Origin of the sequence: Bifidobacterium jacchi, assembly GCF_009078285.1 — a bacterium.
In the GTDB taxonomy this organism is placed as follows: Bacteria; Actinomycetota; Actinomycetes; order Actinomycetales; family Bifidobacteriaceae; genus Bifidobacterium; species Bifidobacterium jacchi.
Genome location: NZ_RQSP01000018.1, coordinates 15009 through 28612, shown reverse-complemented (window position 1 = coordinate 28612; position 13604 = coordinate 15009). Strand labels below are relative to the sequence as shown.

Below are 13604 nucleotides of genomic sequence, written 5' to 3'. Positions count from 1 at the left end.
CCATCATGGCACAATTCGCCAACTATGAACCGGGCGCATACGCCAGGGAGCACATCCGCATCACACCGACCACGCTGGCCGATGGGCGCGATTTCTTCTATCTCGACGACGATCCCGAGTATGTGTCCGGGGCGAAGACCCGTGAGCTCAAGGACCCGCGCAACCTGCCGTATCGCTTCAGCAACCAGCTGAACGCCGCCGGCGAGGAGGTGCCGTATGCGGCTCCCGAGATGCGTCGCGACCCGCTGACCGGCGATTGGATTCCGATGGCGACCGCCCGCATGAACCGACCGATCACCGCCGGCCCCGGCGCCACCGCGAAGGGCAACCCGCTGGCCGCCCGCAAGCCCGGTGACCCGTATCAGGACGGCGAGGTTCCGGACACCGACTACAACGTCGTCGTGTTCGAGAACCGCTTCCCGTCGATGGTGCGCGTGCCCGGCCGCTCCGAGGACGTGACTTTCGTCGACGGCAACCCGCTGTGGGAGAAGAAGATGGCCGTCGGTCGCTGCGAGGTCATCTGCTTCGACCCGAACGAGCACGGTCTGCCGGCGGATCTGCCGGTGAGCCGTCTGCGCACGGTCGTCGAGGCCTGGGCGTTCCGCACCGCCGAGATCTCCAAGATGGAGGGCATCGAGCAGATCTTCCCGTTTGAGAACCACGGCGCCGAGATCGGCGTCTCGCTGGCGCACCCGCACGGACAGGTGTACTGCTACCCGTTCATCGCCCCGAAGATGGAGGCCGAGCTCAAGCACACCGAGGCCTACCACGAGAAGACCGGCGGCAACCTGCTCAAGGACATCATGAACGCCGAGCTGGAGGCCAAGGAGCGCATCATCATGCGCAACCACAGCTGGGTCGCCTACGTGCCCGCCGCCGCCCGCTGGCCCCTTGAGGTGCATGTCGCCCCGGTTCGCGACGTACTCACCCTCGACCAGCTCAACGACCAGGAGCGCTGGGATCTCGCCTCGATGTACTCGCACCTGCTCAAGCGCGGCAACGCGTTCTTCGACAAGGGCGACGGCAAGGGCATGGATCTGCCGTACATCGCCGCATGGCATCAGGCGCCGATCCACGATCCGCGCCGCGAGAACTACCGCCTGAACCTGCAGTTCTTCTCCTTCCGTCGTGCCGCCAACAAGATCAAGTACCTCGCCGGCTCCGAGTCCGGCATGGCCGCCTGGATCTCCGACACCACTCCGGAGCTCATCGCCAAGCGCTTCCACGAGCTCGGCGACGTGGATATCGCCGACTGATTCCCGCAACCATACGGCGGCTCCTCCGTATAGGGGAGCCGCCATATGCCTTTACACCCTCACCATCATCAAGAAAGAACATCAATGACTGCTGTTGAATTCATCGAACCGATCAGCCATGAAGATGGCGTCGCACAGGCGACCGCCCTCTTTGCCAAGACCTACGGTGCGCAGCCGGAAGGCGTCTGGGCCGCTCCGGGTCGCGTCAACCTGATCGGCGAGCACACCGACTACAACGCCGGCCTGTGCCTGCCGATCGCACTGCCGCATCGCACGTTCATCGCGCTGTCCCCGCGTGAAGACACTCGCGTGCGCCTCGTGTCCGACGTGGCACCCGACAAGGTGGCCGAAGCCGACCTCGAAGGTCTCAAGGCCCGCGGTGTGGACGGCTGGGCCGCCTACCCGACCGGCGTGGCGTGGGCGCTGCGCGAAGCCGGCTTCGACAAGGTGCGGGGCTTCGACGCGGCGTTCGTCTCCTGCGTGCCGCTCGGAAGCGGCCTGAGCTCCTCCGCCGCCATGACCTGCTCGACCGCTCTGGCGCTGGATGACGTGTACGGGCTCGGCTACGGCTCCTCCGACGCGGGACGCGTGACCCTGATCAACGCCGCCATCAAGTCCGAAAACGAGATGGCCGGCGCCTCCACCGGCGGCCTCGACCAGAACGCCTCCATGCGCTGCACCGCAGGGCACGCGATCCGTCTCGACTGCCGTCCGGGCCTGACCGCGCTCGAATCCGTCTCCCAGAAGGAATTCGACCTCGACAAGTACGGTCTGGAACTGCTGGTGCTCGACACCCGCGCGCCGCACCAGCTCAACGATGGCCAGTACGCGCAGCGTCGTGCGACCTGCGAGAAGGCGGCCGAACTGCTCGGCGTGGCGAATCTTCGCATCGTGGCTGATGAGGTCGCCGCCTCGGCTGATCCCGAGGAGGCACTCGCCGACGTGCTCGCCAAGCTTCCGGACGAGACGAGCAAGAAGCGCGTGCGCCACGTCATCACCGAAATCGGTCGCGTCGACGAGTTCATCGAGGCGTTCGCCTCCGGCGACATCGACAAGGCCGGCGACCTGTTCAACGCCTCGCACAACTCACTGCGTGACGATTATCAGGTGACGGTGCCCGAACTCGACACCGCCGTGAACGTGGCTCGCGCCAACGGCGCCTATGGTGCCCGCATGACCGGCGGCGGCTTCGGCGGCTCGATCATCGCACTCGTCGACAAGGGCGAAGGCCATCGCATTGCCCAGCTTATCGCCGATGAGTTCGAAGCCCAAGGCTTCAACGCGCCGCGCGCACTGCCGGCGTATGCCGCTGGTGCGGCGTCACGCGAAGCGTGACGCCCTTCGCGGACGCTTGTGGTGCGTCCGATCACCTCACCTGAGGAGAGCCCGCTGGGCTCTCCTCTTGACGGCTCGGCACGCGAAGCGTGACGCCCTTCGCGGACGCTTGTGGTGCGTCCGCTCACTTCGCCTACGGGATGCCCACTGGGCTCGCCCGCGCCCACGCGTTGTCACGCGATGAAAAAACGTCGTTTTCGTCGTCGCGTGACAAACGTATGAAGCAAACGTATGGCATGCCATGTAGAGCTGTCTTGCATCTCTTCGCGCCGACTCGCTCAGCGCATGTTTTTCTCGGAATCATCCCTGAGCTCGAGAAAAACATGTTGCAACCAAGGCTCCCAGCGCAAGATAATCTCGGATTTTGCCTTGAGCTCGAGAATATCTTGCGCTACGAGGCTTCCCAGCGCAAGGTTTTCTCGGAACGGACCCTAAGTTCGAGAATATCTTGCGCAACCAGGCTTCCCAGCGCAAGGTTTTCTCGAAATGGCCGTTCATTCCGAGAATATCTTGCGCTACCAGGGTATGGCGCGGTTCTGTCGGGCCCAGTTCTGTCCAGTTCGGCTCTGTCGGGCACGGTCGGACGCAGTGGCAGGCGCTGACAGATGTAGATAACAGGCGCACATGGTCGATATCGGGATTGGGGGTACGAAATGGACGCTGGGACCGGACAGAGCGTCCATTTCGTACCCCCAATTGCGATTTCGACCATGAAGAACGCCGAATCGTCAGTAGCGTCCGGCAAAACCACCAATGTGATCGGTCACGGTGATCGGTCGCACGCCATCAAACGTAATCCAGTATCCACTCCACGCACACCGCGCCACCGACGCCACGCACAACCATGCGCGCTCAGCCGTGCCAGTGAAGTTAAGACACGAAGGTGCATCGAGGCGCGCGCAACCACGCGCGCTCAGCCGCGCCCGCACTTGCGCACAGTATCGCACTTGCGCACAGTATCGCACTTGCGCACACATAGCCACATCGCGCAACCCCACCACCCCACACGCACATCACCCCGTAGCCCACGAACAGTAGAGGCCGTTGACGACAATCAAGGTTTTGTGAATTGAGGCCGCATAGCGCGGGCACACGTCGGTCGGCCATGCCTGCACTCGGATACGGCGGATTGTTGCCGCCGGCATTGCCATCGCAGCTACGCGATTGGAAAGAACGGCTTGATGCAAGGCAGCCGGGGCCAGGATTGCAATGTGCATGTGCAACATTCGGGAAGCGGTCGCGCGGCGATGTGGCACCCACGTCTCGCCTATACTGAATACCACCCGTTTTTTCGTATTCGATCAGGGAGCGCCATGAACAAGGCCATCATCACCGTCGTCGGTCAGGACACCGTCGGCATCATCGCACGCGTGTGCACCTATCTTTCGCAGCATAACGTGAACGTGCTCGACATCTCGCAGACCATCATCGACGGTTTCTTCAACATGATGATGATCGTCGATTACTCGGCCGCCGATAAGGACTTCGGCGCGATGGTCGGCAATCTGGAGGATCTCGGCGACGACATCGGCGTGCGCATCCGCTGCCAGCGCGAGGAGATCTTCACCAGAATGCACCGAATCTGAGCCAGGGCCTCGAAAGGAACACGCACCATGCTGAACATCATGGAGGTCCACGAGACCAATCAGATGATCGAGCAGGAGAAGCTTGACGTCCGTACCATCACGATGGGCATCTCACTGCTCGACTGCGCGGCGTCCACCGTGCAGGAGACCTGCGACAACATCTACCGCAAGATCACCACCTACGCCAAGGACCTCGTCTCCACCGGCCAGGCCATCGAACGCGACTATGGCATCCCGATCGTCAACAAGCGCATCACCGTGACACCTATTTCACTGGTCGGCGCGAGCTGCTGCAAGACCACCGAGGACTTCGTCGCAATCGCACACGCGCTCGACAAGGCGGCCAAGGAGGTGGGCGTCGACCTGATCGGCGGATACTCGGCGCTTGTGAGCAAGGCCATGACCCCGGCCGAGAAGCTGCTCATTGAATCGCTGCCGCAGGCGCTCGCCGAAACCGACATCGTCTGCTCGTCAGTGAATGTCGGCTCCACCAAGACCGGCATCGATATGAACGCCGTCGCGCTGCTCGGCCACATCATCAAGGACATCGCCGCGCGCACCGCCGACAACGACTCCTACGGCTGCGTCAAATTCGTGGCCTTCTGCAACGTGCCCGACGACAACCCGTTCATGGCGGGCGGCTTCCACGGGGTCACCGAGGGCGATGCCGTGATCAACGTGGGCGTCTCCGGACCCGGCGTGGTCTCGCGCGCGCTCGACGCCGCCAAGGGCAAGGACTTCGAGTTCCTGTGCGAGACGATCAAGCGCACCGCATTCAAGATCACGCGCGTCGGTCAGCTGGTCGCCCAGGAGGCATCGCGCCGGCTCGGCGTGCCGTTCGGCATCATCGACCTGTCGTTGGCTCCCACCCCGGCTGTGGGCGATTCGGTCGGCGAAGTGCTCGAGAAGATCGGCCTTGAGCAGGTGGGTGCCCCCGGCACCACCGCGGCGCTCGCCATGCTCAACGATCAGGTGAAGAAGGGCGGCATCATGGCGTCCTCCTACGTGGGTGGCCTTTCGGGCGCGTTCATCCCCGTCTCCGAAGACAAGAACATGATCGACGCGGCCGCGTCCGGCTGCCTGACCATGGAGAAGCTGGAGGCGATGACCTGCGTGTGCTCGGTCGGCCTCGACATGATCGCCATTCCCGGCGACACGTCCGCCGCCACGATCTCCGGCATGATCGCCGACGAGGCGGCCATCGGCATGGTCAACCAGAAGACCACCGCCGTGCGTGTGATCCCCGTCGCCGGCAAGGGCGTGGGTGAGATGGCGAACTTCGGTGGCCTGATGGGTTATGCGCCGATCATGCCGGTGAACAACACCTCGTGCGAGGCGTTCGTCAACCGGGGCGGCCGCATTCCCGCGCCGATCCACAGCTTCAAGAACTGAGCTAGGTGGGAGACGAGCGCTCGCTGGGTGTGCCGGGCGCATCGCTGCGAACGCACATGTGCCATATGCAAGATTGTCCATTACGATGAACAACATGACGATTTTCTGCAAGATTGTTCATCGTAATGGTCATTATGACAGAAGCAGCAATGACGGAGGGCAGTGTTGTGGGCAAATGGAGGCGCAACGCCGTTTTCCCCTCGGCGGGAGCCGTCAGTCGTGCGTTTGTCGGCCATGTGGATCGTAATGCTTCGGGGGAGTGTTGTGGGTGTGCCGACGTTGCGCGCGCGAGCGGGTGCGAGTCGCGTATTTTTTGTATTGTGGTGGTATTTTTTGGCGGTTTGGGTTTGTGGCCGCTTGTGTTTGTGCGTGATATTGGGTATGTGCGCATCCGGGGGTGTCGGTTCTCCGGTTGTGTGTGGATAATCAATGGCAATGAACCGTGATGGGAGAAATGATCATGAACAGGATGAATGATGTGAGCAAGGCGACCGATGCGACCGGTGCGGGCGGCGTGCCCGTTGTGTCGAGAAAACGTGCGAAGTGGGTGATTCCGGTCGCTGCTGGCTGCGCGGTGCTCGTGTTGGCTGGCGTGGGCGGCGGGTATGCGTGGTATGCGCATGACCGGAGCGTGCGCGTATTGGCGGATGCGACTGAGGCGTGCGCGTCGAGCGTGACGAAGGTCGCCGAGGCGAAGAGCATGTGGGAGTCCGCGTTGAAGTCCGATGAGGTGACGGAGGCGTTGAAGATCACCGACCGGCAGGTCGCCCAGACGCGCACGGTGAGCGCATTGGCCGAAACGAAGGACACGTCGTTCGATGCTGTGAAGGCGTGCTCCGGCGACGCGGACACGCTGCAGGGGATCGCGGACACGAACACGCGACTCGCCTCCACGTACGGGAAGCAAGCCGCGGCGTTGAAGGACGACGCTCGCACGGTCACTGAGTCGCGTGACGCGAAGACCCTCACTGATCTGAAAGCGAAGCTCGACGGGAAGATCAAGACCGCGAAGAAGCTGCTCGCCGACTCGAACGGGAAGGTCAAGGACACGAAGACCCGCGACACGTTGAGCAAGGCGATCAATGAGGCCGGGAACGCGAAGGACGCGACGACCATCGAAACCGCGATCAAAACACTCGACGCTGCGACAGGCAAGGTCAACCAGTCCATCGACGCGAAAAAGAAGGACGACGCAGCCAAAGCCAAGGCCGAAACGGCGAAACAGGCCGCCACACAAACCACCGGCGCGGGCAACACGTATGCGAACACCGGCAACACATACGGGTACAACGGAACCACAGGCAGTGGGAACGGAACCACGTACACGTCAACACAACAAGCACAAACCCAGCAGCAGGCGCAGACCCAGACCAGACCGCAGAGCAATGGGGGCAGCAGCAATGGATGGAGCTATAAGCCGGAAGACCTGTACGGTACGCACAATGGCACATGGGATGAAAACGGGGAAATGTGTGCTGTAATCCCGGATGATGGCACTCAAGGCATTTTTGTTCCGTGTGATTGAGGATTGGGAAATGTTCTGTAGTAGGCAGTTGTGTTCCGTCTGTCGGTTCCGCTCTCATGCAAGGCCCACCAATTCGGTGGGCCTTTCTATTGGCGGCCTTTCCTGAGAGTGGCATCCCTTCTCTATGTTTTATCCCGGATGATGCGGGCGTTCTCGGCATTGCATATGAGGGGATGATCGTGGGCATGCGCCGTGATACCCCCGTTCATATTGGTATTTTTCATATGGTGTCGGTATTCTGTGTATTGCACTCGTATCGGGTGCGTGTTGATCGTTCATTCGCCGTGTAGGAGGGAATGAGGCAGGATATGAGATTCAAACCATTGGAAGTATTGCGCAGGGCCGTGCGTCCCGTGGCCGCGTTGGCGACGGCGGTGGCCGCGTTGGCCGGGGGCATGGTCGTGGCGGGCACGGCGGGAGCCGTGCAGACGAGCGGTCTGCCGGGATACACGTCCACCGTCGCGTTCGACATAAAATGGCCGACTTGGAGCACGTGGGGCGAGACAGACTTCGGTCCGCTGGCCCGTGTGGATGGCCGTTGGGCGTACTGCGTCGAGGCGGACGTGAAGTACACGGGGGTTGCGGGCACGTGGTCCAATGTCCCGTCGTCGAATGTGACGGCCACGAGGCTTGCGTGGCTCGCGGACAAGTACAACGACAATAATGATCTGCATCAGGCGGCGCTCAGCTATCTGGTCCATGAGAAGATGGACCCGAATGGGGCCGCGTTCCTGAACGCGTTCGCGGCGGCGGGTCTGAAGAACGGCGACTGGAATCAGGTGAAGTCCACAGCCGGGAAGATGTGGACCGATGCGACCAATAACATGCCCGCCAGTGTGAAGGCGGAGTATGAGTATGATGCGAACACGAAGCGTTCCGGCACGGTGAACGTGTCGATCAGGAACGCGGCGAACACGTATCTGCAGGGCATCGCGTATACGGCGACGCTGACCGGTCCCGCCGTGTTCGCGTCGAACGGCAAGAAGACGGTCAGCGGGAAGACCGCCGCGAATGCGACGCATCTGAAGTGGACGGCGACCGGCAACGGCAAGGTTACGACCAAGGTGAGCTACAAGGCTCCAGTCGCGCGTCGTCTCGCATCCCCGAATCAGGATCTATTCCAATTCGACAAAGATCCCGCTACGAAGTCCGCGTCCGTCACCTTCAACGTCGAGAAAAGCTTCCAACCCACCATCACCACACAGATCAGCGCGACCACGCTCCCACGCGGCACCCCCGTCAAAGACAACATCACATTCGGCGTGAACAAAGGCGACACATGGCCCGCCAACACGAAGGTCCGCGCGGACGGCTACTACTACGTCGGCAACAAAACCAGCATCCTCACCACCATCCCACTCAACAAGGATGAAACCCCCGACGCATACCTCACCCGCGTGAAAGCGCACGCCGGATCACCCAAAGCAACCGCAACCATCACCGCCACCAAACCCGGCACCATCGAAACCACCGCACTCAACGCGAACGGCAAACCCTACACGTCGCCCGGCGACGGCTCCTACGGCACATGGGTGTGGGTCATCCGCAAAAGCCAACAGGCCGACCCCGGCATGATCAGCGGCGATTACGTTGACGTGTTCGGACAGAAGAACGAAACCGCAAGCCACCCCGGCACCCCATCCCATGATTCCGTGGTCCTCGAACAGGCCGGTTCGACCGGACGTGACATCATGGACACGATCACCATCGGCGCACTGCCCGCCGACTACGGTTCGTACACGGGTGACGCGCAATACGGGTTCGACAAGGATGCGGACGCGACGATCCGCGTCTGGTGGGCCGGAGCGGGAACCGGCGTGAAAGCCGACGACGAGAAGTACAAGCCGACCACGGTCGAGGAGCCGAAAGCCGACGCGAACCACAGGATCATCGGCGAATGGACCGTACCCGCCCGCAACGGACGCTACAAGGTCGGCGGCGGCACGATCACCCTCACCACGCGACAGATACGGCCCACGTTCCTCGCTCGCACCCATGACTTCGAGCGGATGGGGCGGATGGAATAGCGGCACGGGGTTCCGATGGAAGCGCAACGCCGCGGACAAAGAAAAAAGCCGTGGCATATGGCTTCGACCGCTGGGTTCCTGCGGGCTGGTAATCGCTTCCGGGGTCAGGCCATCGCGGGCTGTGCCTGATTGGCCGCTAGATAGGCGACGAGTGCCTTGCGGATCAGCGCGCTCTTGCCGATGTGCTCCTTGGCGGCCTGCGCGCGCACCTGCTCGTCCATGTCGGCGGTCAGGTACGCCTTGCAGAGCACGTCTGCCTTGGCGCGGGGCTTCTCGGCGAGGGGACGACCGGCGAAGATGTCGTCGATGTCGTCCATGGTGATCGCCCTTTGCGGGCGGATGGTCTCGCCGATGATGCCGGGCGTGTGCTTGGCGTATTCGTCCGAGAGCTTGTCCCAATCGGTTTCGTTGGTCATGATGTCCTCCTTGATTAGTCGTTGAACTTGTAGAGCCATTCCTCGCGGCAGTCCATCGCGTGGAACACCTTGCGCGAGCGTTGGGAGACCAGCAGCTCCACGGGGCGTTCCCTGAACTCGTCGGGGTAGCCGAGCACCGCCATGACCCTGTCGCCGGGGCGGCGCGACTGCACCTCGAACACTGCCACCGGATGCTGGAAGACGTAGTCTATCTGTGGCTGGGTGAGCCAGTGCTTGTAGGCTGATTCTTCGCATTCGATCATAACCAGCACGGTACCATAATTTAGTACCATAATCAAATCTGGGGGGTGAAGCATGATTCCTCCTCGGCAACGAGTCGCGTGGCGCGTGTGGCGACGATGGCGGCATCATTCCCCGACGTGGGGATCAACAGGGACAGGCGCATGGTTCTGCCTGAAGGATGGGAGGATGACTGATATCATCCGACCATGGCCGGTGCGTTTCCGCCTCCATTGACCGTTGGGTGGCTGGAACCGCCAGCCGCGCGATCTCCGACCACGTGAGCCGTGGTGCTTTGGAAAAGTGTTGCGGACACGCCGACACATCCCTTTTGACGGGCATGGGGTTGTGTTTTTTGATGCCTTCCCAGAGTGATTATTACGCTGGATCCGTATTCGGCGGATATCACCAAAGATGGGATAACGATGGTCACGGCATGGTGGTCACGGCACCGGATTGGCTGACGCAATCCGAAAACTAGAAGTCATCTCGAAAGTCGATACTGGTTGCCATCGGCATGGTCAACTAGTTGATGTGTGTACAGGTGTGGGAGCGGCCCGGTGATGGAATCGGGCGCTCGATCGGCAAGCCGCCTTGGTTCAGGGTCTGTCTTATGCTCGAAACTCGAATTACGCACGGCGGGCACACGGCATTACGACAAGGCATTACGAGGTGATGACGATGACGGAACAGATGACGGAACACCAGGCACAGGCACCGGCACAGGCGCAGTCACAGGGGCAGAATCCCGAAGCCAGGGTCGAGAAGATGTTCGAATACGGCTATCGCAAGTCGAATTACGGGCCTGACGAGCTGGTGACCGACGCGCACGGCAATCCGATCAGCGTGGTCGACGCGATGCTGTCAGCCGAAAAGGCGGCCGCCGCCGAAACCGTCACGCCGCACCTGTGCTACTACTCGCCGCGCATCCCCGGCAACACCGGCTCGGCGATTCGCCTGTGCGCGGTGACCGGCACAATCCTGCATCTGGTGGAACCGCTCGGCTTCAACCTGCGCGACACGAAATTGCGTCGCGCCGGCCTTGACTACCACGACATGGCGCATGTGGTACTGCACCCGAACTTCGAGAACCTGGTCGAATCGATGCCGAACTCGCGCATCATCGCATTCACCGCGCACGCCACCAAGCTGTACACCGAGGTGGAATACCGGCCCACCGACATCCTGCTGTTCGGCCCCGAACCGGGCGACATCCCCGACCCGATGGACATCATGGCCGGCCCGCATGTCGCCGAGCAGGTGAGACTCCCGATGCGCCCGAGCCTGCGTTCCCTCAACCTCACCAACTGTGCGTCAATCGCCATCTACGAGGCATGGCGACAGCTCGGCTTCGCCGGGGGACGGTAGCGGTCGGCGATCCGACGCGTTGTTCCCGCCCGACGGGTTCGATGCGAATCCTTCGGGCAGAACGGTTCAGCAGTATGTCGTCTGCGCTGATTGCGGCGTGCTCACGGCGTTGACTGATCTGCCGTGGACGGGAGTGTAGCGCGGTACATACCCCGCATCCGTACCTATCCCCGTACCTTCCGAGACACTTGCCGTGACGCCGTCATCTCGTCGAATGAGACCAGCTGCACGGTGCTGTCGCCGTCGACGAGTCGTTGGAGATGATCGGTGAATCCGGATTCGGAGAACAGTGCGTAATGCTTGTTGGGATAGGGCAATAGGCGACTGCAGCGTTGCAGTGACCGATACTCGCTTTCCCCGACCGGATCGTTGCGCCACTTGCGTTCGCAGAATACCTCTTTGGTGGGATCCGCTCCAGTGACGATGGAGTCGATCTCCTCCTGCCGATGCGTTTTTGGGTCGGAGCCCCACCAGCGTCCGGCTTCGAGAATGGGAGACGGCAGACGGTCGTATCCGTCGAGGTGCCTCATTTTCAAATGAGGCACCTCGAATATAGCATCTCGTACTTATATCATTTGCGTGCCGGTCGATCTCATGAGGCGGGGCGTTTCCATTGAGCCGAATGTGCGACTGAGCCGCATCACGAAGTCTCATACAGCCAGACGATCCACGCCATATTGTCATATGGCCGAATGAACACACGCCGATCACGCATCCGCCATCCCCGTGGCATGCCCTGAGCAATGCCGTTCAGGGAGTCTTCGGCGTCATGCATGACATCGGAATCCGATTCTCCGGTGCTGTGATGGACGGAGTGAATCACCATGAGCCGTCTGCCGGCATGGTCCAAAGCCGCATTCCAATCTGCGCACAAGCGGACCCGATCCAGATACGCGGGCAATGCCCGCTGATCCCACCATGCGTCTTTCGTCCAATCCGCATAGCGCAACGATGCGGATTGGGTTCGGGATGCCTGCGCGGCCAACACGCCCAAGGCATAGGGGCTATCGGACACCACGGTGATGCCGTGATGCTCCGGCTGATCGCCGGTCGCCTGATCTGACCGACTCGTTTCACGCAATACCTGAGCGATGTAGTCCATCGGAGCGTCGTTCGAGCTACTGTAGTTGATCCACGCGTTTTCGCACATATTCGCAAAGGAGAACACGGCCAGCCCAGCGCACAATGCAACGAGCGCCGGGCGCATGCGCATCCGCCTATGCCATGTGATCGCCGCTCCCAATGCCGTCGAAACCAGCAGCGGCCCCAACGCCACCACCATGTAGCGGTTGACGATGATGCTTTGACGGATGATCAGCGACGCCACGCATGCCAACAGCAGAACCCCGACATATACCACGAGGCCGCAGACCATCATGAATCGCCTTGCCGTTCCCTCGAATCCATGGAAATCGGCTCGGGTTCCGCCTGTTTGCACTGGAGCGCCACCCGATGCGCCGCCGGAGGATGCCGCCACGGGTTGCTCCGCAGCCTGCGCGCAACGGCTCGATCTGCTCGATTGAAGTCGCGCATATCGTAGTGCGCATATCACGCCTACGAGCAGGCCTGCGATCAATCCGATGGCGGTTGCATAGACCGTCGCGCCTTCGCCGAATACCGGGTATGCAATGAGCTGGAGCAGCGTCTGCGGAAACTGAAATTGAATCCAATACCCCGACGAAACGCTGTGTACCTGATTGAGCATGCTGTATATCCACGGCAGATATGCGGCAAGCTGAATGACAGCGCTGATCAGCGCCATCGCCAATGGGCGCAGCGAACGGGCACCGTTGTCTCGAGCGCGCCGTATCGCCGTGACCAGCACGATCAGATTGATGATGGCGACCGCAAGAACGGCATAATAGTGCAGATACGCGCTGGCGAGACTGAATACGGAAAACAGCATCCATACCGACGCCCGTACGGGGTGCTGCGAACGCAGCGCGATGCAGATGCGCATCGCATAGAGAAAACACAGGCACACGGTCAGCGTCGCCCAAGAATACATGCGAATCTGGAAGGCCATATGCATCAACGGCGGCGCCAAACATGCCAACGCCGAGAACAGGCGTGCGGCGAATGGACCGGCATCCTTGCTGAGCATCACATACCCGGCCACAACGAGTGCGCACGCTGCCGCCGCCGACAGCAGACGATAGGCGACGATATGCTCGCCGAATACCAGTCGGACGAGATTGAGCAGCATGTAGTAGCCGACGGGATGCACGTCGGATGAGCCCAGATCCCAGATTCCCGACCACCCGTGAGACGTCAGCACGACCGAATAGCTTTCGTCATACCATATCTGATGGCCGAACGCAGGCACCAGAAGATACAGGCAGCCTACCAGCAGGCAGTATGGTGCGCCAGCCCGCCAATGGCCGGCAATCCGGCCGATGGGCCGTTTCGCGGTGTCGAATCGGTGCCTAGTCATGATCTGATCCTTCCCGCCGCGCATC

11 protein-coding genes are annotated in these 13604 nt (G+C 61.5%); 7 read left to right on the top strand and 4 right to left on the bottom strand.

The window, feature by feature from the left end; translation table 11 throughout:
* The first annotated feature begins 5 nt into the window (after positions 1–5).
* From galT to EHS19_RS06095, 6 genes are all read left to right on the top strand, one after another.
* Entirely contained in the window at positions 6–1256 is a 1251-nt protein-coding gene (gene galT / locus EHS19_RS06120; RefSeq protein WP_151916901.1) for a galactose-1-phosphate uridylyltransferase, read from the top strand.
* A gap of 84 nt (positions 1257–1340) precedes the next feature.
* A complete protein-coding gene (galK, locus tag EHS19_RS06115; protein ID WP_151916900.1) occupies positions 1341–2591 on the top strand; it encodes a galactokinase in 1251 nt (416 codons plus the stop codon).
* A gap of 1313 nt (positions 2592–3904) precedes the next feature.
* Positions 3905–4177: an ACT domain-containing protein gene (locus EHS19_RS06110; RefSeq protein ID WP_151916899.1), complete on the top strand. Its 273-nt coding sequence runs from the start codon at positions 3905–3907 to the stop codon at positions 4175–4177.
* A 27-nt stretch (positions 4178–4204) separates the two neighbouring features.
* Positions 4205–5569, top strand: coding sequence for a PFL family protein (locus tag EHS19_RS06105; protein WP_151916898.1), 1365 nt, complete (start codon positions 4205–4207; stop codon positions 5567–5569).
* A gap of 460 nt (positions 5570–6029) precedes the next feature.
* Positions 6030–7094, top strand: a complete 1065-nt coding sequence (locus EHS19_RS06100; RefSeq protein WP_151916897.1) for a hypothetical protein — start codon at positions 6030–6032, stop codon at positions 7092–7094.
* Positions 7095–7402: 308 nt separating this feature from the next.
* Entirely contained in the window at positions 7403–9121 is a 1719-nt protein-coding gene (locus EHS19_RS06095) for a hypothetical protein (RefSeq protein ID WP_151916896.1), read from the top strand.
* Positions 9122–9225: 104 nt separating this feature from the next.
* On the opposite strand, the gene EHS19_RS06090 is transcribed toward EHS19_RS06095, so the two are convergent.
* Together EHS19_RS06090 and EHS19_RS06085 are read right to left on the bottom strand one after the other, a co-directional pair.
* A complete protein-coding gene (locus EHS19_RS06090) occupies positions 9226–9537 on the bottom strand; it encodes a ribbon-helix-helix protein, CopG family (protein WP_151916895.1) in 312 nt (103 codons plus the stop codon).
* Positions 9538–9551: 14 nt separating this feature from the next.
* Positions 9552–9800, bottom strand: coding sequence for a hypothetical protein (locus EHS19_RS06085; protein WP_151916894.1), 249 nt, complete (start codon positions 9798–9800; stop codon positions 9552–9554).
* Positions 9801–10470: 670 nt separating this feature from the next.
* Here EHS19_RS06085 and EHS19_RS06080 point away from each other — a divergent pair.
* Entirely contained in the window at positions 10471–11145 is a 675-nt protein-coding gene (locus EHS19_RS06080; protein ID WP_151916916.1) for a tRNA (cytidine(34)-2'-O)-methyltransferase, read from the top strand.
* Positions 11146–11309: 164 nt separating this feature from the next.
* Here EHS19_RS06080 and EHS19_RS06075 read toward each other — a convergent pair whose 3' ends face one another.
* The gene (locus EHS19_RS06075) at positions 11310–11675 is read right to left on the bottom strand and encodes a DUF234 domain-containing protein (protein ID WP_241677118.1); all 366 of its coding nucleotides are present in this window, start codon (positions 11673–11675) and stop codon (positions 11310–11312) included.
* 110 nt (positions 11676–11785) lie between these two features.
* Positions 11786–13579: a hypothetical protein gene (locus EHS19_RS11360; protein ID WP_241677116.1), complete on the bottom strand. Its 1794-nt coding sequence runs from the start codon at positions 13577–13579 to the stop codon at positions 11786–11788.
* Between the last annotated feature and the right edge of the window lie 25 nt (positions 13580–13604).

Bases quoted from the DNA above. Each gene is read 5' to 3' on its own strand.
- galT (WP_151916901.1), top strand. From the start codon at position 6: ATGGCACAATTCGCCAACTATGAACCGGGCGCATACGCCAGGGAGCAC.
- galK (WP_151916900.1), top strand. From the start codon at position 1,341: ATGACTGCTGTTGAATTCATCGAACCGATCAGCCATGAAGATGGCGTC.
- EHS19_RS06110 (WP_151916899.1), top strand. From the start codon at position 3,905: ATGAACAAGGCCATCATCACCGTCGTCGGTCAGGACACCGTCGGCATC.
- EHS19_RS06105 (WP_151916898.1), top strand. From the start codon at position 4,205: ATGCTGAACATCATGGAGGTCCACGAGACCAATCAGATGATCGAGCAG.
- EHS19_RS06100 (WP_151916897.1), top strand. From the start codon at position 6,030: ATGAACAGGATGAATGATGTGAGCAAGGCGACCGATGCGACCGGTGCG.
- EHS19_RS06095 (WP_151916896.1), top strand. From the start codon at position 7,403: ATGAGATTCAAACCATTGGAAGTATTGCGCAGGGCCGTGCGTCCCGTG.
- EHS19_RS06090 (WP_151916895.1), bottom strand. From the start codon at position 9,537: ATGACCAACGAAACCGATTGGGACAAGCTCTCGGACGAATACGCCAAG.
- EHS19_RS06085 (WP_151916894.1), bottom strand. From the start codon at position 9,800: ATGATCGAATGCGAAGAATCAGCCTACAAGCACTGGCTCACCCAGCCA.
- EHS19_RS06080 (WP_151916916.1), top strand. From the start codon at position 10,471: ATGACGGAACACCAGGCACAGGCACCGGCACAGGCGCAGTCACAGGGG.
- EHS19_RS06075 (WP_241677118.1), bottom strand. From the start codon at position 11,675: ATGAGGCACCTCGACGGATACGACCGTCTGCCGTCTCCCATTCTCGAA.
- EHS19_RS11360 (WP_241677116.1), bottom strand. From the start codon at position 13,579: ATGACTAGGCACCGATTCGACACCGCGAAACGGCCCATCGGCCGGATT.